Source organism: Flavivirga aquatica (assembly GCF_001747085.1).
Taxonomy (GTDB): domain Bacteria; phylum Bacteroidota; class Bacteroidia; order Flavobacteriales; family Flavobacteriaceae; genus Algibacter_C; species Algibacter_C aquatica.
On sequence record NZ_MDJD01000034.1, the window covers coordinates 605,442 to 626,799 of the forward strand.

Annotated in this window: 21 protein-coding genes; 12 read left to right on the plus strand and 9 right to left on the minus strand. The window is 28.0% G+C overall.

The genetic code is table 11. From position 1 onward, the window contains the following. Positions 1-123: 123 nt before the first annotated feature. Genes A8C32_RS08750 through A8C32_RS19915 form a run of 7 tightly spaced genes read left to right on the plus strand, consistent with a single transcriptional unit; the run spans position 124 to position 8,717 of the window. Entirely contained in the window at positions 124-1,221 is a 1,098-nt protein-coding gene (locus A8C32_RS08750; RefSeq protein ID WP_069830049.1) for a hypothetical protein, read from the plus strand. 14 nt (positions 1,222-1,235) lie between these two features. Beyond that, the gene (locus A8C32_RS08755) at positions 1,236-2,729 is read left to right on the plus strand and encodes an AMP-binding protein (RefSeq protein ID WP_069830050.1); all 1,494 of its coding nucleotides are present in this window, start codon (positions 1,236-1,238) and stop codon (positions 2,727-2,729) included. 5 nt (positions 2,730-2,734) lie between these two features. Further along, positions 2,735-2,977, plus strand: a complete 243-nt coding sequence (locus A8C32_RS08760) for an acyl carrier protein (protein ID WP_069830051.1) — start codon at positions 2,735-2,737, stop codon at positions 2,975-2,977. A 21-nt stretch (positions 2,978-2,998) separates the two neighbouring features. Continuing rightward, entirely contained in the window at positions 2,999-3,631 is a 633-nt protein-coding gene (locus A8C32_RS08765) for a sugar transferase (protein ID WP_069830052.1), read from the plus strand. A gap of 22 nt (positions 3,632-3,653) precedes the next feature. Further along, positions 3,654-4,319 (plus strand): acetyltransferase, encoded by a 666-nt coding sequence (locus A8C32_RS08770; RefSeq protein WP_069830053.1) that lies wholly within the window; start codon positions 3,654-3,656, stop codon positions 4,317-4,319. Positions 4,320-4,371: 52 nt separating this feature from the next. Then, positions 4,372-5,019, plus strand: a complete 648-nt coding sequence (locus tag A8C32_RS08775) for an acetyltransferase (protein ID WP_083253297.1) — start codon at positions 4,372-4,374, stop codon at positions 5,017-5,019. An 8-nt stretch (positions 5,020-5,027) separates the two neighbouring features. Further along, positions 5,028-8,717 carry a GNAT family N-acetyltransferase gene (locus A8C32_RS19915; protein ID WP_083253298.1) on the plus strand — a complete coding sequence of 1,230 codons (3,690 nt, stop codon included), beginning with the start codon at positions 5,028-5,030 and terminating at the stop codon, positions 8,715-8,717. On the opposite strand, the gene A8C32_RS08785 is transcribed toward A8C32_RS19915, so the two are convergent. After that, complete coding sequence (locus tag A8C32_RS08785) at positions 8,714-9,682, minus strand: hypothetical protein (RefSeq protein ID WP_069830054.1); 969 nt, start codon at positions 9,680-9,682, stop codon at positions 8,714-8,716. The genes A8C32_RS19915 and A8C32_RS08785 overlap by 4 nt on opposite strands. Before the next feature lie 5 nt (positions 9,683-9,687). Then, positions 9,688-10,980 (minus strand): MBOAT family O-acyltransferase, encoded by a 1,293-nt coding sequence (locus tag A8C32_RS08790; protein ID WP_349267236.1) that lies wholly within the window; start codon positions 10,978-10,980, stop codon positions 9,688-9,690. A 527-nt stretch (positions 10,981-11,507) separates the two neighbouring features. Between A8C32_RS08790 and A8C32_RS08795 the strand changes: the two genes are divergently transcribed. Beyond that, the gene (locus tag A8C32_RS08795) at positions 11,508-12,626 is read left to right on the plus strand and encodes a carboxylate--amine ligase (protein WP_069830056.1); all 1,119 of its coding nucleotides are present in this window, start codon (positions 11,508-11,510) and stop codon (positions 12,624-12,626) included. A 74-nt stretch (positions 12,627-12,700) separates the two neighbouring features. On the opposite strand, the gene A8C32_RS08800 is transcribed toward A8C32_RS08795, so the two are convergent. The 3 genes from A8C32_RS08800 to A8C32_RS08810 all read right to left on the minus strand — a co-directional run bounded on the left by A8C32_RS08800 (position 12,701) and on the right by A8C32_RS08810 (position 15,524). Next, entirely contained in the window at positions 12,701-13,591 is an 891-nt protein-coding gene (locus A8C32_RS08800; RefSeq protein WP_349267239.1) for a transposase, read from the minus strand. Positions 13,592-13,822: 231 nt separating this feature from the next. Then, positions 13,823-14,302 carry an Lrp/AsnC family transcriptional regulator gene (locus A8C32_RS08805; protein ID WP_069830057.1) on the minus strand — a complete coding sequence of 160 codons (480 nt, stop codon included), beginning with the start codon at positions 14,300-14,302 and terminating at the stop codon, positions 13,823-13,825. A gap of 70 nt (positions 14,303-14,372) precedes the next feature. After that, positions 14,373-15,524 (minus strand): M14 family metallopeptidase, encoded by a 1,152-nt coding sequence (locus A8C32_RS08810; RefSeq protein WP_069830197.1) that lies wholly within the window; start codon positions 15,522-15,524, stop codon positions 14,373-14,375. A gap of 672 nt (positions 15,525-16,196) precedes the next feature. Between A8C32_RS08810 and A8C32_RS08815 the strand changes: the two genes are divergently transcribed. Continuing rightward, complete coding sequence (locus A8C32_RS08815; protein WP_069830058.1) at positions 16,197-16,592, plus strand: helix-turn-helix domain-containing protein; 396 nt, start codon at positions 16,197-16,199, stop codon at positions 16,590-16,592. A gap of 39 nt (positions 16,593-16,631) precedes the next feature. Next, on the plus strand, positions 16,632-17,000 hold the full coding sequence (locus tag A8C32_RS08820) for a DNA topoisomerase IV (protein ID WP_069830059.1): 369 nt from the start codon (positions 16,632-16,634) through the stop codon (positions 16,998-17,000). 15 nt (positions 17,001-17,015) lie between these two features. Here A8C32_RS08820 and A8C32_RS08825 read toward each other — a convergent pair whose 3' ends face one another. Together A8C32_RS08825 and A8C32_RS08830 are read right to left on the minus strand one after the other, a co-directional pair. Then, positions 17,016-17,519 carry a hydrolase gene (locus A8C32_RS08825; protein WP_069830060.1) on the minus strand — a complete coding sequence of 168 codons (504 nt, stop codon included), beginning with the start codon at positions 17,517-17,519 and terminating at the stop codon, positions 17,016-17,018. A gap of 11 nt (positions 17,520-17,530) precedes the next feature. Next, the gene (locus A8C32_RS08830; RefSeq protein ID WP_069830198.1) at positions 17,531-18,292 is read right to left on the minus strand and encodes an MBL fold metallo-hydrolase; all 762 of its coding nucleotides are present in this window, start codon (positions 18,290-18,292) and stop codon (positions 17,531-17,533) included. 93 nt (positions 18,293-18,385) lie between these two features. On the opposite strand from A8C32_RS08830, the gene A8C32_RS08835 reads away from it, so the two are divergent. Next, complete coding sequence (locus A8C32_RS08835) at positions 18,386-19,849, plus strand: nicotinate-nucleotide adenylyltransferase (RefSeq protein ID WP_069830061.1); 1,464 nt, start codon at positions 18,386-18,388, stop codon at positions 19,847-19,849. Between the two features lie 59 nt (positions 19,850-19,908). Here A8C32_RS08835 and bcp read toward each other — a convergent pair whose 3' ends face one another. Continuing rightward, complete coding sequence (bcp, locus tag A8C32_RS08840; protein WP_069830062.1) at positions 19,909-20,361, minus strand: thioredoxin-dependent thiol peroxidase; 453 nt, start codon at positions 20,359-20,361, stop codon at positions 19,909-19,911. A 129-nt stretch (positions 20,362-20,490) separates the two neighbouring features. Here bcp and A8C32_RS08845 point away from each other — a divergent pair, with 129 nt between their 5' ends. Next, positions 20,491-21,150, plus strand: a complete 660-nt coding sequence (locus A8C32_RS08845) for an endonuclease III domain-containing protein (RefSeq protein ID WP_069830063.1) — start codon at positions 20,491-20,493, stop codon at positions 21,148-21,150. 27 nt (positions 21,151-21,177) lie between these two features. Here A8C32_RS08845 and A8C32_RS20575 read toward each other — a convergent pair whose 3' ends face one another. After that, positions 21,178-21,327, minus strand: a complete 150-nt coding sequence (locus tag A8C32_RS20575) for a hypothetical protein (protein ID WP_165605813.1) — start codon at positions 21,325-21,327, stop codon at positions 21,178-21,180. Positions 21,328-21,358: the final 31 nt, after the last annotated feature.

Consider the following 21,358-nt stretch of genomic DNA (forward strand, 5'->3'; position numbering starts at 1 on the left):
ACGGAAATTTGAAATTCAAAACTAAAAGTTTTGCATATAGTTATATATTTGATCTAAATCAGTGTATAAATAACTATAATATTCATTTTATTTAGTCAAAAAACTGCCCTATTATATATTTAAATGAGTGAGGATTTAGAAATAATTGGTTTATCAAAAAACATGCTTCGTGGCATGGTTGAAGCAAATACTTTATGGAAAAAAGATTTAGCTCCAATGCCAAAAAGTAAAGCTTCATGGTTAATTTCTAACGAAAGAATCCTTGAAGATGACTATTGCGGCGTTATAGCCTACGAAAACAAACAAATGATTGCTTTCATTTACATGTTACCAGATTTAATTAACACTAAAGATGGCAAAGGTAGTAAAGCATACTGGATGATCGATTGGTGGGTTACAGACAAGTACAAAGACTCTATATTAGGCACTTACATCTATAACCACGCTATAAAACTAGCCAACAAACAAGTTCTTATTAAAGGATATACAGAAAATGTTGAAGAATTTTATCAAAAACAGCCATTTACCGTTATAACATCAAGATTAAGACACACTCTATTTTTTAGCCTAGACTCATCAATGCTAATTGGTAAATTTAATTTTTTAAAACCTGTTAAATTTATAATAGATGGTATTGATGCTATAATTAGCAAAACAATACGCTTCATAAACAAATACAAACTAAATAAAAAAACTAGCGAAATTAAATATGATTTCATAAATCATTTAGACAACGAAACCTGGAATTTCATTGAACCTTTATGTAAAAATGATTTGATATATAAAACTAAAGAATACGTGAATTGGCAAATTAACAATAGCCAGTATTTACAAATACCATTAGCTAATAAAAAGGCTTACAGTAATTTACAAACGGGATCAAGTGACAATATTAAAATTCACAATGTAAAAATATTATTGGATGATAAAATTATAGGTTTCTTATCTTACGTAATAAATTATAATGAATTTAATGTAAAGTATTTTTTAGTAAAAGATGACAATCATTACGATTTATGTATCGACGCATTAATTGAGAATTTAATTAAATCTAAAAGAAATTTTATTTTCACAGACGATACCAGACTATCAGACACTATAAATAAGCGCTACTTTACTATATTCACGCATAAAGTATTAAAAAAAGGCTTAGCTCACAATGATACTAAACTGGACAACAATAATGTTACAATGTTGAATAGAGACGGACATTTCTACTAATTTATAAAAGTAAAATGAAATATATAGGTAATTTACATAAATCCATTGAAAAGCATTTAAAAAATAATGCCTTTTATATAGATAATACTTTTTTTACTTATAAAGATTTTGCTATTAGGATATCTAAAATCAGACATACTATTACTGGTACAGTAAATAACTCTGTAAAATTAATAGGACTAATCACTAATGATGACATAGATACATATGCTGCTATTGTCGCTTTTTGGCTAGAAGGAAAAGCCTATGTACCTATTAATCCAGACCACCCTATCGATCGAAATGTAGACATACTAAACTCACTAGGTACTAGCTATGTTTTTGATTCATCAAAAAAAACAGATTTTCCAAATTTTATACTTTTAAAACCATCTGAACCTGAAATAACAGCCATAAATCTTAAACCTAAAAAAGTGTCTGATAAAGATTTGGCATATATTTTATTTACATCAGGCTCTACAGGTGCTCCAAAAGGTGTTCCAATAACCTATAACAATTTAAATGAATTTATAGAAGGCATCAATTACGATAACGAATTTAAACTTAATTCATCAGATAAGTGCCTACAAATGTTTGAGCTTACATTTGATTTTTCTGTAGTATCATATATTTTCCCTTTACTTGAAGGCGCTTGCATATATACTGTTCCAAGAGAATCAATCAAGTATTTTTACATATATAAACTCATAAAAACCCATAATTTAACAGTATTATCCTTAGTACCATCGATAATACATTATTTAAGACCCTATTTTAATGAAATTCATGCTCCAGAAGTACGATACTGTAGCTTTGGTGGCGGTGCGTTATATAATGATATTATAGAAGATTGGAGCAAATGTATACCTAACAGTAAAACATTTAATTACTATGGCCCAACAGAAAACACGATTTATAGTAGTTATTATAAATTAAATAAAAATAGCAGCTTAAATAAAACTCATAATGGAGTTATTACTATAGGTCAACCATTAAACAATGTTCTTTATACTATAGTTGACAAAAGCAATCAAGAAATTCCTATAGGTGAATCTGGAGAATTAGTTCTAGCAAGCGGACAACTAACTCCGGGATATTGGAAAAATGAAAAAAAAAATAAAGAGTCTTTTTTTACTAAAACCGAAAATGGTAAAACTATACGCTATTATAAAACAGGAGATTTATGTTTTAAAGACTCCGAAAACAATTATATGTACTTGGGAAGAATTGATTTTCAAGTAAAAATAAGAGGATTTAGAATAGAATTATCTGAAGTAGAATTTCATGCAAAAGCTAAATGTCATGAAAAAATCAATATGGTTGCTATAGACATCTTTAATGATCTGGGTAATGCAGAACTAGCTTTAGCAATTGAATCCGAAGCTTTTAATACAAATAATATAGTGAACCATATGAAAGCAAAAATGCCAGACTATATGGTTCCTGCTCACATAAAATTTATAAAAGAATTCCCATATAACAATAATGGAAAAATTGATAGAAAAAAATTAAGAACCTATTTTAAATAAATTTAATGAAAAAAGAAGAAATTTTTGAAAAAATCACCCCCATATTTGCTAAAGTTTTAGAGCACAATAACTTTAACTTAACAGAAACAACCACAACAAATGATGTTGATGGCTGGGGATCGCTAACTCATATGATAATAATTGAAGAAATTGAAAAAGAATTCAATATAAAATTCAAATTATTAGACCTAATGAACATGGATAATGTTGGTGACTTGGTAAAAGCCATTACATCTAGTATATCTTGAATTTAAAAATAACCCCCTAAAATGTATAAATCTACTTTAAAACCTTTATTTGATTATACCATTGCTCTAACAGCAATTGTAATATTATCACCAATAATAATAATAACTACCATATTGCTATATTTTGCAAATAATGGTAAGCCATTCTTTTTTCAAGTAAGACCGGGCAAAAATGAAGCGCTTTTTAGCATCATAAAGTTTAAAACAATGAACGATAAAGTTGACGCAGAAGGAAAATTACTTCCCGATACTTTCCGTTTAACTCCTGTGGGGAAATTTGTTAGGAAAACCTCTATAGATGAATTACCACAGTTATTCAACATATTAAAAGGAGATATGTCACTAATTGGTCCAAGACCATTACTACCCCAATACCTACCCTACTATACTACAAACGAAAAAAAAAGACACACTGTTAAACCTGGCATAACAGGACTAGCTCAGGTTAACGGAAGAAATCATATAGATTGGGATACTAAATTAAAATTTGATGCTGATTACGTTGATAACTTATCCTTTAAAATGGATTTTAATATTTTATTAAAAACAGTATACAAAGTAATTGCTTCAAAAGACGTAGCTATTGATAATACCAATGTTGAAACGCTACTTAATGTATTAAGGCAAAATAATGTTAAAAAAACATCTAAGTAATTAGATACATCCCTCAATTAAAATGAAAAATATATTAATTATTGGTGCTTCAGGGCATTCAAAAATGATTATAGATATTATTAAAAAAAATGATAAATATAATATAGTTGGACTAATAGATTCATTCAAAACTATTGGTCAACAAGTTTATGGATATGAAATTATAGGAAATGAAAAAGATATTCCTAACTTAACAGAAAAACATAACATTATCGGTGCTGTAATTGGTATTGGAGATAACTGGACAAGAAAACAATTGAAAGAAAGTATACAAATAAAAAACCCTAATTTATTTTTCCCTGCAATAGTGCACCCTAGTGCAATACTTGCAGATGACATATCTATTCCCAATGGAACCGTTATCATGCCTGGAGCTATAATTAATGCCAACTCAAAAATTGGTGAATTTTGTATTATAAATTCTAATTCGTCGCTAGGTCATGACTCAAAAATGGATGACTTTTCGAGCTTAGCCTCTGGAGTTACCATAGGTGGAAATGTTAAAATTGGTTTTTGTACAGCTATTTCTTTAGGAGCGTCTGTCATCCAAAATATTAATATAGGAAGACACACACTCATAGGTGCCGGAGCTTTAGTTATAAAAGACATAGAAGATTATAAAAAAGCATTAGGTGTACCTATAAATAAAATTAAAAACAGGTCTTCTAATGAAAAATACTTATCTTAAAAGGAAGTAAAAAGGAAACAATAAAATATTACGAATTTTTTCTTAAATAAAAATGGAAAAAACTAAAGAAAATAATAAAAATATTAGAATTTATGGAGCTGGCGGTCACTCGCAAGTTATCAAAGAAGTTCTTAAACAAAATGGATATGCCATTAGTGACACCTTTGATGATAAACCCGAAGGTAGCCATTATGCATCTAAAAATGTAACAACAGGGGCTAGAAAAGACTTAACTAGCTTCCCTCATGCAGGGGATCCTGTGATAATTGCTGTGGGTACAAATGCGCATCGTGCAGAAATTGCCCAATTTCTTAATTGCAAATACGAAAAAGCCATTCACGCTTCAGCTATTATATCACCAACATCAAAAGTTGGAGAAGGTACTGTTGTTTTTGCAGGCGCAATAATACAACCAAATACAACTATAGGAAAACATGTCATTATTAATACAGGAGCAAGTGTCGACCATGATAATATTATAGGAGACTTTGCTCACATCTCTCCTAAAGCTGCTTTGTGTGGGCATGTTGAGGTTGGAGAAGGTAGTCATGTAGGGGTTGGAGCCGTTGTAATTCCAAAAGTCAAAATTGGAAAATGGTGTACAATTGGAGCTGGCACAATTGTTATAAAAGACATTCCTGATTACTCAACTGTTGTTGGTAATCCTGGTAGAATAATTAAAACTAACAACCCTCTTTAAAAGTGAATATGCAGAATACAACATCTAATATTACATTTATTGGCTCAGGAATTTCAACATCCTTCAGCATTTTAAATTTTTTAGACCTCATTGATTATGAAACCCGTCTAAATAATAAAATATCAATAAATATAATTGAAAAGTATTCTGAATTTAATCTAGGAATCCCTTATGGTTCAAGATCAGGGTTTTCTACGCTTTTAATAACATCATTAGAGAATTTTTTAATAGAGCCTGAGTTAACTTTATTTATTGACTGGCTTAATAAGAATAAAACATGGCTTTTAGATAAATTTAAAAAAGAAGGTGGTAGCCTATCTAAAAAATGGCTTACAAATAACGAAGAAGCTATACGTAATAACAAATGGAAAAAACTCTTTATCCCAAGACGTTTTTTTGGTTGTTACATTAATTCAAAAATTAATGATAAAATAAAAAAACTCACAGACAAGGGGTTAATTACAGCCAACTTTATTCAAGGAGAAGTTATAGATTTAGAAGAAATTAATGATTCATATAAGGTAATCTTAAGCGATGGCTCTAAAATTAATTCTAAAAAAGTAGTTTTATCTACAGGCTCTTTACCTGTTAACCAACTATGGAAAAATGAAGAACTCATAGAGAAAGAAAACTTAATGTTTATAAACAACCCCTATAAACCTGAGTTAGGAATTGTTTTAAACAAAATTAATAAATACCTTGATAAAAGAATTAATAAAACAACAAACATCCTCATAGTTGGTGCCAATGCTAGTGCCCTAGAGTTAATTTATAAAATTAATGATTTTGCTAAAAAAAACTATAGCAACACTAATTTTACTTTTCTATCTTCTCAAGGTAGAATCCCTGATGCTGTAATTGATGAAGAACGAAAAAAGAATTTTGTACCTAAACATTTAGAAGCACTAAACAAAGAAGAAAAATTAACCGCTAAATTAATTAACGAAGCGACTATCAAAGACATTGATGTTGCAGATAAAATTAAATTAGGTCCAGCATCGACAGTTAATATTATTTCAAAATCTTTTGGAGTATTACTTAATAAACTTGACACTAAAGAACTTGAAATATTTGCTTATAAATATGGAAACGAAATAGGCAAAAGACAACGTTGTGCAGGAGAACATTACACAAATAATGTAAACCAATTAGAAGCCGAAAATAGATTTGAGCATATTTCTGGACGCTTTAGCAATATGCAATGTGATAATTCAGAAAACTACAGCTTACTATATTTAGATTCATTAGCTAAAAAAGAAAAACTTCACAATAAACACTTTCATATAGTTATTAATTGTGTTGGAAGCAAAAATTTAAATCATGAAGATATACCCCAACTTCATAAAAACTTAATTAAAAAGAAGTATTGCGTACCAAATAAATCAAAAATTGGATTTTATGTAAACGAAGCACTAGAAACTAGAAAAAATTTACATATAATGGGACCATTGCTTGCTGGTAATGTTATAGAAAATAGAGCTGTATGGCATATTGAGCATTGCGGAAGAATTATCTGGCTTTCAAAAGTGTTATCAAAAATCATATTTAATGATTTAAAAGAAGTTAAAATGTTCATTCAAAAAGATTACACATTAGAAGTCAATGACCTAGGCAATGAATCTGATATCAAAAAATACAATACGCTATTAGAAAAAAATTGGGATAATAATATTTATTATGCTTATGATCACTTAAAGTATTTTAAAAAAGATTTAAATTTATTAAAATATTTTTTATTAAAAATTAATGGTACTCCAAAAGTTTTAATGCCAATTGTTTTAATGCCAATTGTTTTAAATGAAAAAAAATTAGATTATTACGATGCCATTACCCCTTATGGGTATAGTGGCCCTTTACATAACAGTGATTTAATTACTGAGCTAGATTTAAAAAAATTCTGGAAAGCTGTTGATACTTGGTATAAAAATAATAATGTAATTACTGAATTTACAAGATTTAGTTTAAATAATAACCAATTAGGATATTCCGGTTTATTATTAACTTCACTTTTAAATGTAAAAGGCGTACTTAGTGATAATTTCGAGGATCAATGGAATGCTTTCTTACCTAAAGTTAGAAACAATTATCGTAAAGCAACATCGTATAACCTAAGTATTAAAATTTTCTGTAGAGAAATGATAACCAATGATGCCATTCAAATATTTTTTGATATTTACACAAAAACGATGGTACGAAATAATGCAAAAACTATATACTATTTCTCATTGGATTATTTTAAAAGTCTGATTAAAAACAATATAAATCAATTCTTAATAGCCATAGTTTACCTTGGAGAAACTCCTATTTCAACAGAATTAATAATAAAAAACAATAATACATTATTCGCTTTTTTAGGAGGTACTGACGCTGATTATTTTTATTCTAGACCTAATGATTACTTAAGAGTAAGAATTATTAAATGGGCTGTAGTAAATAACTTCAAATATTATATATTAGGGGGCGGCTTAAAAGATGGAGATGGACTGTATAAAAGCAAGAAATCATTTTTTCCTAAAGATATTGATATTCCGTTTTTTACAGGAAGAAAAATTATAAATAATAAAGTTTATAATGATTTAATTAAGCAAGTAAAATATAAATGTAGCCATATTGATAATTTAATGAAAGACACAAATACTTTTTTTCCTGTATATAGACTCAATAATGAAAAAAAAAAGACTTCCTCATTTGATGTAATATCATCAAAAGAAGATTGGGTAGAAGCTCTTGACAGTGTAAAAAACTACGATTTCTACCATACCTATGATTATCATAATTTATCAAAGGAAAAGGATGAAAAAGCTGTTTTATTAAAATATATAGAAGAAGACAAAATAATTTGCTTACCAATAATTATAAGAAAAATTGAAGGTACCGAATATTGTGACATAACATCTGTTTATGGATATTCAGGACCTATACAAAAAAACATTGATCCTTCTTTTGATAACACAAACTTACTTAAGGAATTAAATGCTTTTTTTGAAGAGCATAAAATAGTATCTGTTTTCTCTAGGCTAAACCCTTTTATTAATAATCAAGAAAACATACTAAATAACCTTGGAGAAGTTGTAACAATTGGAAACGTAGTTAATGTAGATGTTACCAAAGACTTAGATGCTCAACGTACAGATTTTTCTAAAACTACAAAAAGGTATTTAAATAAAGCAAATAAACATTTAGAGATAAAAATAAGTAGAGACAAAAAAGATATTGTTGAATTTATAAATCTATATTATGAAAATATGGATCGAGTAAATGCAGAAGAAAAATATTATTTCACAGAAGAATATTTTCATAAATTAATTAATAGTACAGATTATGAAACAGATGTTTTATTTGCAATAAATAAAGAAACCAATAAAATAATATCTGCAGCAATGATGATCAAAACTAATAACATCATTCAATATCATCTTTCTGGAACTAAATCTTCTTTCTTAAACCTATCACCAATACGCTTACTTATTGACGAAATGCGTATTCGAGGTACAAAAGAAAACTATACTTATTTTAATTTAGGAGGAGGGCTTGGTAATAATAATGATGAATTATTTAGGTTTAAATCTTCTTTCTCTAAAGATTTTAAATCGTTTAAAATATGGAGACATATAGTAAATCAATCCGTTTATGACAAACTAGTAAAAGAAAAAACTAAAAATCAAGAATCTACCTTTTTCCCGCTGTATAGAGGTTAATCAGTTTTCGTTTTTTCATCTTTTATATAGTTATAAATAACACCTGCAACCAAATTTCTACCATGGTTATTCCAATGCCTATCGTAAATTAATGTCGTAGGTTTTTTTGATTCATTAAAACTTTGAGAAAAATCTATATATTTAAAATTATTATCATCCAAATAATTTAAAAATACTTGGGGAGTAATTCCCTTATCTATAAGAAGCATAAATCGCTCTTTATCAAAACCATATATATCTATTAGATTTTGAAAATTTTTAATATAAGTTGCATGCTTGATTTCAAGATCTTGTTTAGTTTCTTTTTTTTGATGCACATAAGGCTTTTTCTTTTTTCCTATTGAAGCCAAACGTCCTGCTAATTTCCATAAAGGCGCTAATACTCCTATGTTTTGAGCATAAACTAATAACTTTATTCGACGTGCTTTTTTGTACAATGGAGATTCTAAGTGCATTCTATCTTGTACAACATGATACTCTCCCCTATTTAAGTCATTTTTAAATTTTAAACCCAAAACAACATGGTCTATTAAATCAAATGTTTCTTTATACGCATAAATTAAATGTAATTGATCCGCTAAATCATATCCTGCATATCCATATTCATAAACCTCGGTGTCGACTAATTTATCTTCTATTTTTTTACCTATCGAATTATAATAATTTTGATGAAAACCTTCAATAAATGAATCTCCTACTAATGCTAATTCAATTTTATCCTTAGATGGTGTAAACTCCCTATAAGAATTATATCCAAAACTGTTTATATAAAACTTTGAGAAATTTTGACGCCTATTTCCTGTAACAGAATATCCTTCTTGATTGGGTATCCATTTTTCAACTTTATATTCGTCAACAAATCGTGATGGATTATCCTTATTTAAGTGGAAGACACGCACAATAAATTCTAATGAAATTAAAATCAAAATGATATACAAAGCACTTTTTATAATTATCTTTTTCATCTTTCTTAAAATTGAAAATAAATAAATGACCTATCAATATTACTATCATAAAACAAAAGCATTCCAAGAATTACTATAGTATAAATAATAAATCTAACTATTTTAGACTTAAACTTAAATGGAGAGCGCTCATCCTTTCTAATACGATATTCGTATAAAACAAAAACTATAATAAGAATATAATAATCAATCATGCGATACCCCATAGGATGACAGTATGATTTATAAGAAAAATCACTTAAAATTCTTTTTATAAACCCAAAAGCATCAGTAATCGATTCAGATCTAAAAAATATTCTTGAAAAAGTTACTATTGAAAAAGTAAATAGCATCTGCCCTACTTCTATTAATGAAGGAAAATAAGAGTTCTCACCTACTACACTATTTTTATATATAGTATTTCTTCCCATTAAAAATACAGGAATAAATACTAAAGCATGAAAAGCTCCCCAAAAAATAAAAGTCCAATTCGCACCATGCCAAAAACCACTAACTAAGAAAATAATAATAATATTTCTAACAGATTTCAACTTACTAACTCTTGAGCCTCCTAATGGAATATAAATATAATGTCTAAACCATGTTGAAAGTGATACATGCCAACGCTGCCAATACTCCGCTACATTTCTAGAAAAAACTGGAAATTTAAAATTTGACATTAATTCTATTCCAAATAATTTTGCTGTACCTATAGCTATATCTGAATATCCACTAAAATCACCATACACCTGAAAACTAAACAATGTTACTCCTAAAATAAGACTAGAAGCTGGGTAGGATGTATAATTAGAAAAAATATCATCTACTATTGGAGCTAAAGCATCAGCTATAACTACCTTCTTGAATAAACCCCAAAGTATTAATTTTAAACCACCAACAGATTGATCATAATTAAATATTCTTTTTTTATTAATTTGAGGCAGTAAATTAGATGCCCGTTCAATAGGACCAGCTACTAATTGGGGAAAGAAACTAACAAATGTTGCAAAAGATAAAAAATCTCTAGTAGGCTTAAGTCTTCTATAATAGATATCAAAAGAATAAGACATAGTTTGAAATGTGTAAAAAGAAATACCAACAGGAAGAATAATCTTTAATGTCCATACACTATTCATATTATATCCAATCGCAGAAAACATATCTACCCAGGAGTCAACAAAAAAATTATAATATTTAAAAAAACCTAAAAGACCTACATTAAATAAAACGCTTACCCAAAGCCATTGTTTTCTTTTAAACGTTGTCTCATTGGAATCTATCATTATTCCAACAAAATAATCTACAATTGTACTCAACATTATTAAAGAAAGAAACCTCCAATCCCACCAGCCATAAAATACGTAACTTGAAATAAGTAAAAGGATATTTTGAGACTTAACATATTTCTTAAAAAAAAACCAATAAAATATAAAAATAGTTATAAGAAAAATGAAGAACTCTAAAGAATTAAATACCATAACAGACTTAATAAGTGATTTTTATTCTAAAATTTAGTTTAAATATGCTACATATAATAACACTAAAAAAATAAAATCTTTAAACTCACCTTTAATCACTTTAATCAACATAAAATACAAAAAATCACTTCATTTTTTTTCTTCAAAAAATCATTTTTAAACACTTTTATACGCTTTAAATGATTTAATAATTTTTCATTTTACAACTTAATAAACCCTTTTTTATCATCAATTGTGCTTTTAAAAGAAGAAGTTAGCTAGTTAAAAGACTTTTTTTGATCATTTAAACTTTATTATAGATATTTCAAAAAATCAGCCCTTAATAAAATAAAAAAAATCCTACATTATGAATACGTAAACATTAAATAATGATAGATAGAAAAATATCCATTTTAATCCCTGATGGTGAAGCACCTGTTTTAATGATAGTATTAAATTGCTTATCAGAAGCAAGAGGAATTAAAATTCATGTTATGTCCAATGATAAGGACATTCCTATGAAGCATTCTAAGAATGTTGATAAATTTTCTTATTACCCAAAAACAGATTCTGAAACAGATTTAATAGATAATATAAATAAAGAGGTAGAAAAGTACAATATAGACTTAATATTACCAATTTTCGAAGATAGTATTGGTATAATTTTAAAGCACAAAAACTTAATTAATTCAATTGATAAACTAGCATTATTACCATCTTACGCTAATTTCAATATAGCAAATAATAAAGGTAACTTAACAAAACTCTTAGAAAAAAACAATTTACCTTATCCTAAAAGTAAAATAATAGAAAAAAATATTCCTTTTGATATAAAGGAAATTAGATACCCTGTACTTGTAAAGCCAGTAGAAGGTATTGGTGGCGGGCTTGGTATATATGTATATAAAGATGAAAAAGAGTTTACAGAATTCCTTAATTCAGATAAATTTAACTGTACATATCTTGCACAAGATTATGTAGAAGGTTATGATATTGATTGTAGTGTTCTATGTAAAAATGGAGAAATAAAAGCTTATACTATACAAAAAGCCAATATGCACGGCGTTAGTAAATTTGAGCCACAATATGGTATAGAATTTTTAAAAGAAGATGTTTTATATGGAATTATTAAGCAACTCATGAAAACATTAAATTGGTCTGGAGTAGCTCATATTGATATGAGATATGATAAAAACACTAATGAGTTTAAAATTATTGAAGTAAACCCTAGGTTTTGGGGATCTGTAGAAGCTTCTTTACTTGCTGGAGTAAATTTCCCATATTTATATTGTGCCGCTAGCTTGAATTATAATTTTGATATCCCTAAATATAATTTTATAAAATATTTAAATATGAAGGGCTTAATAAAAAGTATCAAAAACAATAAAAGTAATCTATTCAAGTTTAATTTTATTTTGAAAAACACACCTTTAAAATACTCAATAAAGGATCCAATGCCAACACTTTATAGGTTTAACCGTTTTATTTTAAGAAAAATTAAGTCTTAATTTTTTCTTAAAATTACAATATTAAAAAAGCCCTTATATGAGCAGTCATGGTCGGAAGAAATTCCGACCATTTTTTAAGTCTCAAAATGGTTTAAGTTTCCATCACAATCTACAACAATCATAGCAATAGCTAAATTTCTGAGTTCCATTTTAAATCTTCTTTTAGCAGTTTTATAACCTATTTGGTTGGCTTTTTTATAGATTAAGATTAACATGGCCACGATTAAGGTCATGTATAGCATAACCTCTATTCCATTTTTATTTAATGACACTAAATGATTTACATTGATTTCTTGCTTTATAAAACGAAAAAAGACCTCAATATCCCAACGCCTTCTATAAGCTTGGGCTACTTGTTTAGCAGATAAATCAAAATCATTGGTAATGAACCAAAATTCTTTTGGATCGTCTGTTATTGTTTTCGCTATAATTAAACGAAAAGGGGTTTCTATCAACTCTTCTCTGTAATGAATATTTCCTTTTTTGTTATGGATGGCTTTTCCTGTGTAAAGTTGCACTTTACTATCTTTGATAAGAGTTAATTCTCCTAAATCTGAATCTTGAGCTTGCCTGACTAAAGATTGTAACTCTACATGTTTTCGGTTTTCCTTTGCTCTGGCAATAAAAGTAACAGCATCATCAGTAAATGAGTTCATTGTTCTTGTAGATTGAAGTCCTCTATCAATGACATAGATATTCTGATGATGTGTTTCTTGCTTTACATGATTCATTATAGCCTCGGGCAGAGCCATATCTTCACTGGAATACTCCGCCCTGGTGAACACCTCTGAATGGCAAGGTAACAAACCATCAAAAGCCATACTGTATTTAACAGATTTCTTCCCATTTTTATGGTCAGAACCAAATAGAACATTTTTTTGCCATGAAGAACCTTGGTGTAGTAATCGACTTTTGTAGTTAATGATAATTTGGACAAAAGCGCCTCTGGTATAACACCTAATAATTGACTTACAGAAATTTTGTGATCTTTAAATACTGACATGATATATTGATTATCAGATAATAAGATACGAAAAATACATCACAAAAACAAAGTAATTAACTGATAATCAAATAATTAAAACTAAAATATTGCCCAACATAAAATAAAAAGTCGGAAGAAAAAATCTTCCGACCATGACTGCTTATATGAGGGCTTTTTTAATATTGTAAAATGAATTACTGTACTTACTACACTACATGTCACTAAATATGGAATGCATTAAGCGTTTTTTATCATTAATACTTTCTTCAAGAGAAATCATTGTTTCAGTTCTATAAACTCCCTCTATGTCATCTAATAAAAAGATTACCTCTTTAGCATGTTCTGTACTTCTTGCTCTAATTTTACAAAAAATGTTAAATTTTCCAGTTGTAATATGAGCAACTGTAACATAAGGTATTTCATTAATGCGCTCTAATACAAACTTTGTCTGAGAGGTATTATTCAAATACACACCAACGTATGCAATAAATGAATAACCAAGCTTTTTGTAGTCTAACATTAGTGAAGACCCTTTTATAATTCCTGACTCTTCCATTTTTTTAACACGTACATGAACTGTACCGGCAGAAATCAACAATTTTTTTGCTATATCTGTAAATGGAATTCTTGTGTTATCAATCAACATATCAAGAATTTGATGATCGATTTCGTCTAATTTTATTTTTCCCATAATTAACTATTCTTAAATAAAGCCCAAAATTAATACATTTTCGTCAATAATAATAAACAATCGATACGTTTTATTTCGATAATAATGATATTTCATTATTATTTAACATCACGAAAACGTTTTCGCTACCAACTTTCAAACATTGTTTATTAGCATCAAAGATTTCAAAACCATTAGCTTCTATTTCTTTATGGCCATAAAACCCATTTAAATTTTCAATTTTGTTAATTTTTGGAATAAATTCAATTTTACCATCGACTAACCGTTCCTCGTATAAAATACCTATATCTATCTTAGAATAATCTTTAGTTTTAGCATTTCTTATAATAATATCAAAAAAACATTTACCATTTTCTGGTATTTTAAAATAAGATTCATATTTACTGCCATCAATAATAGATGTATTAGCAATATAATTTAAAGATGTTATGTATGATATATATATAAGCTCACGAGTATTTTCACGCTCATAATCATTATAAGAATGACCAGCTTCAAATAAAATTGTTGGTACATTTTCGCTCTGAAACGTATCTCCTACGCAGTTTAAATTAAACGCATCATCATATACCCCTACTTGATTAGGTATAATAGACTGCAAAGCATCGTTCATTACCCCAATAACCTCCATAGCCACCTTTCTAGTAGGCGTTATTGTACAATCCTTATCCTGAGCAGGTGCCAAAAATGATACTGTAGCAATTTTTCTCGTATTTCCTGCGCTAAAAATAGTACGTTGTCCGTGTAAATTATAACAAAAATGAGGTTTAAAACTTTCAAAAACAGTTCTTAAAACCTTGCTTTCTGGTTGAGATAAATTTTGCGCGTCCCTATTTAAATCAACTTTATTAGCATTTATACGTGTATAAGCCTGTGCTCCATCTGGGTTTAATATAGGTATAATATAAAGCGTACAACTGCTTAATATATCTTTTGTCTCTGTACTTTTATCTAAAAGTGTATTTAAGAGATCAAACAAAGCCTTGGTAGTTGTAGATTCATTTCCATGCATTTGAGACCATATTAAAATTCTTTTATCTCCGTTTCCAATTTTTAGTCCATAAATAGAATCTTTTAAAACAGATTTTCCTATAGTTTCTATCGTAAGGTGTTTACTTAAATTATTTAATAATGGTTTTATATGCTTATTAGTTATATAACGATGAAATAAGCTAGTCTCTTTATGTTTTAAAAAAAGGGATTTTAATTCTTCTATTTGCATTGTTTTTTTATTATATAGTTTACATTTGTAAACAATTAAAAAATCCATACGTAAGTAGCTATTTTTATAAGAATATCTTAAGGAAAGATTTTATAAGTGTACTTAGTTAGCAAACATACGATATTTAGTCTAAAAAGTAGCTATGTATAGTCAAATAAGTGTTGTGTAAAAGTATTTAAAAGCTTGTAGTAGTTATAAAAGAGACTATAAAGCTATATGCTTTTAAAATAAATTAAAGGTTGTTGACAAACTGTTACATATGTAAACAATATGTATAATATACAAGTTACTTCTTTACAGTACTCTAAAGAAATTAATCACGATTTCGGAGCCTGTTTTAATAACTGTCTTTCTAATTTCTTATAGTATCTGAAATATTTATGGAAAAACATCTTATGTTTACAACGGTAATAAGCTTATTGTTTACATTAAAAATACCTAACAATAGATTTAATCTATCATTCTTTATCAAAATTCAATAAATTATAAATTTAATATATAAATAACTATAAACTAATTAATTATGTGTTATTAATTAAAGTGTTTATTTGATTAAAAATAGTATAAACGACTATAATTTACTTTAAATAACTCTATATATACAGCATGTGATTAGTTTTTATTCAATTTATTGCCTAAGTTTACAATTCACAACAATAACACTTGTTTACAATGTTAAACATTGACGATTTTACTAAAAGACTGCAAAAAGTAATGGATTACTATGAGGAATCAGCTTCTTCTTTTGCTGAAAAAATTGGTGTACAACGCTCAAGTATTTCTCATATCTTATCAGGAAGAAACAAACCTAGTTTAGACTTTGTTTTAAAAATACTTTCAACATATCCAGATGTTAACCTCTATTGGCTTTTTAATGGTAAAGGAGAATTTCCTTCTAAGCAAAAATCTCTTGAAAAAGATAAAATAAAAGAAGAAACAAAACAGGAATTGCAACTTCCTTTCCCTGTCATGAATGAAAAAATAAATACTAAAATTAAAAATAACAAAACTATCGAACAGATCGTTATTTTTTATTCTGACGGAAGTTTTAAAAATTATCAGAATTAATTATATTCTTTAGTAGCTTTGTCGTTTAATAATGTATTTATGAAACTTATATATTTATTACCCTTTTTAGTTTTTTTTAATTGTTACGAAATAACTCGTAATTGTAAAGATTATAAAACAGGAAACTTTTATAGTGAAGTAACTATAAATGACCAATTATTTAAAACAACTTTTAAACGAAGTGAAAAATTACAAATTGAAACCTATAATAATAAAATAGATTCATCTCAATTAAGATGGATAAATGATTGTGAAGTTATTTTTAAAACGATTAACCCTAAAAATATGGCAGAACAAAAAGATATTCATTTGAAAATACTAACCACAACAGATTCTTCATACTCTTATGAATATTCATATATAGGCGAAATAAAAAAACAAAAGGGAATTGCTTATAAAATCAAATAATTATATAAACACACACTACTTGGCAAGAGGATATAAGAAATATTCTTTTAATTTAAATTTCAATTCTTTATTTTCTGTTATTTCATAAGTTAAAAAAATCTCTCCCCAGAATTCACCATCAGAGAAATCTGCTATAATCCATTTATGATTTAACATTTTCACAGTATTAATCAGCATTTTTCTACCTTCACTAGAAGCATAAGGGATCATTGGATGTTCGCCTTTAATTTCATTTAACTTATAAAGTTCATCTTTTATAAAAGGCATCAGCTCATCAATTTTATAACCATCTTTTTCAAAATAACTAATGGCATCTTCATTTCTATTTAAATTAAAATGAGAAACTTCTAATATATCATCTTGTAATACTTCTACAGAATCTTTATATTTTTTTAATTGGACTTTATATCCTACCAATTTATTATCCATATCTTCAAATACTCTCTTCGCATTCACATACTGGAATAAAACCAACAATATTGAAAACACAAATAAGTACATAAAAATTCTTTGCTTCATTTTTTTTTAATTTATACTATTATCTGTAAACCATCGTAGGCCAAAAATACATTTTTTGGTAACATTTTCTCTACTTCTTCATGAAATCCTAATAAATGGCTAATATGTGTTAGGTAAGCCATATCTGGATTTACTTTGTTAATAAACTGTAATGCTTCTTCTAAATTAAAATGCGAACGATGTTCTTTCATTCGTAATGCATTAACAACCAACACCTTAACACCTTTTAGTTTTTCTACCTCTTTCTTTTTAACAGTTTTCATATCTGTTAAATATGCAAAATCATTGAACCTAAACCCAAAAACTTGCAATTCATCATGTAATCCCTTTATTGGAATAACTTCCATGTTATTTAACTTAAAAGGTTTATTCTTTATTATATTCTCAATTACTGTTGGAGCTCCAGGATATTTATTCTCGGTCGCAAAAACATAATCAAATCTTTTATGTAATGATTTTAAAACACGTTTATGTGCGTAAATGGAAATGTCACCCTGTTTAAAATAGAAAGGTCTTATATCATCTAACCCTAAAACATGGTCTGAATGTTCATGAGTAAACAAAATACCGTTGATTTTCTCACATTTAGCTCTTAGCATTTGGTATCTAAAATCTGGTCCACAATCAATTACATAAGTATAATCTTTCCATTCTACCAGAATAGAAACACGTAATCGTTTATCTCTAAAATCTTTACTTAAACAAACAGGATGATTACTTCCTATAACCGGAATACCTTGAGATGTGCCTGTACCAAGAAAAGTAACTTTCAATAGCCTTAATTTTTCAACAAAAATAAGCTTATTTTTTTGTTTACTATACTTATTTAATACCTTTGTAAACATAAGACATAACCTATTATTAGTATGAATATTACCATTAAAGGTGACAAAAAATTTGATGATATCCCATCATTAAAATCTAAAGCGCTTCGTATAAACTTAAACGAGAATATTTACGGAACGTTTGCTGAAATTGGTGCAGGCCAAGAAACTTGTAGACATTTTTTTAGAGCTGGTGGTGCTTCTGGTACAATTGCCAAGGCAATGTCAGCGTACGACAAAGACTTTAGTGATGCCATTTATGGAACAGAAGATGATGGACGCTATGTAACTGAAGCTCGTTTACGAAAAATGCTTATTCATGAAATGAACCTCATGGAGAATAGGTTAACACGTGAAAAAAACCCAAATAAAATATTTTTCACCTACGCCAATACTGTTGCTACTATTGATTTTGCAAAACAGTTTAAAGGTCATGGATGGGTTGGAATAAAATATCAAGTAGAAGCAACAGGCGATTATAATGAAATTATTTTACACGTACGCTTCAAAGAAACCGATGCTCGTTTACAACAAGAAACACTAGGTGCTTTAGGTACCAATTTAATTTACGGTGCTTTTTATAAATATAATAAACCTAAAAAACTATTAAGGTATCTATACGATCACTTAGATAATGATCAAATAGAAATTGATACTATAAATTTTTCTGGTCCAGTTTTTAAAAATGTAGACAACAGATTAATGAGTTTACAATTGGTTAAAAACGGTATGACAGATGCTGTAATATTTGGTCCAGATGGCACCAATATATTACCTGCAAAGTTTCTTTACAAAAAAAACATTCTAGCGCTTCGCGGTAGCTTTAGACCTGTTACCAAAGTAAACATGGCTATGTATGAGAAATCATATGACATGTTTATAAAAGAAAACAAGGTAGACCCAGATAAAACTGTTGTTGTATTTGAAATAACATTATCTAACCTAAGAGCAGAGGGCGAAATTGATGAACAAGATTTTATAGATAGAGCTGATTTATTATGTTCCCTTGGACATTCAGTAATGATATCTAACTACCAAGAATATTATAAGGTTGTTGAATATTTCTCCAATTACACTAAAGCCAGAATGGGATTAGCTATGGGAGTTAGCAATCTGGTAGATATTTTTGACGAAAAATATTATCGCCACATAAGTGGAGGTATTTTAGAAGCTTTTGGGAAATTATTCTTCAAAGATTTAAAAGTATACTTATACCCTATGCTTGATCCTAAAACTGGAGAATTAATCACAAGCGAGAATTTAAAAGTTTATCCGCGTATGAAAGAGTTATATAAATTCTTTAAATATAACGGAAAAGTAATTGATATTGAAGATTACGATAAAAGCATCATGAACATCTTCTCAAGAGAAATATTAAATATGATTTCTAACGGAGACCACGGTTGGGAAGAAATGGTACCTGAAGGAACCTCAGATTTAATTAAAGATTATCGTTTATTTGGATATACCAGAAAACCATTAACTTTAAGCAGAAATAAAAAATAAACACATAAAATTTTACATAAAAAAGAGGCTATTTACAACACAATAGCCTCTTTTTTTTATTATTCTAATATCTGAGCAGCATGATCTTTTGTTTTTACTTTATCAATTACACGTATAACGATACCATTTTCATCTATTAAAAAAGTCTTTCTGTGAATACCATCATACTCTCTACCCATAAACTTTTTTAATCCCCATACACCAAAAGCATTAATTACCCTTTTATCTTCATCTGCTAAAAGAGGAAAAGGGAATTCATATTTCTTTTTAAAATTAGCCTGCTTTTTCTCTGAGTCTGCACTTACACCCAACAGCTCATACCCTTCAGATTGTAAGATTTCATAATTATCTCTTAAATTACAAGCTTCTGTAGTACAGCCAGGTGTATTTGCTTTAGGATAAAAAAACACCACTAGCTTCTTACCTTTATAATCACTTAAAGAAATAATATTCCCTTGTTCATCTTTAGAAGAAAAATTAGGCACAGCATCGCCTTGTTTTAATGTATTCATTTGTTTATTTTATTTTAAAAGTTAATCAAATGTAATTTGCGTAATAAATAATCTTATAGTCCTTAAAAAAATATTAGCTATGCTCATTTCATAATCTTAACTTTGATTTTTCCACCAAAAGTACAATTTATGACTAAAACAGAGAAAGTTAATTTTGTTATAAACACCTTAAAAGAACTTTACCCTACTATCCCTATTCCATTAGATCACAAAGACCCATACACATTACTCGTCGCTGTACTATTATCTGCTCAATGTACAGATGTTCGTGTAAACAAAATTACACCTTTGCTTTTTGCTAAAGCTGATAACCCGTATGATATGGTAAAATTATCTGTCGAAGAAATAAAAGAAATTATAAGGCCTTGTGGTTTATCACCTATGAAAAGCAAGGGAATTTATGGGCTATCTAAAATACTTATTGAAAAGCACAACGGTGAAGTTCCTCAAAGTTTTGAATTATTAGAAGAACTACCAGCTGTAGGACATAAAACTGCTAGTGTTGTTATGTCTCAAGCTTTTGGGGTTCCTGCATTCCCTGTAGATACTCATATACACAGATTAATGTATCGATGGAATTTAAGTAATGGAAAAAATGTAACTCAAACAGAAAAGGATGCTAAACGATTATTTCCTAAATATTTATGGAATGATTTACATCTACAAATTATTTGGTATGGAAGGGAGTATTCTCCTGCTCGAAGCTGGGACTTAAATAAAGATATTATTACACGAACTATTGGCAGACAAACCATAATTAATGAATATAAAAAACAAAAAAAGTCCTAATAAAATTTATTAGGACTTTTTAGAAACTTAATTTAGAAGCGCTTCAAACTTCATTTTATTACAATTAATAACACTTAAAGCCTTAGAATAATTTAGAAGAAATTTAACCGTTTCTTCTTTCGGTTCTAGATCTTTCACTTTTTTATTGGATTTTTTTTCGGAGTAAATTTTTGCCATATTTTATTACGTTATAATTTAGTATTAATTC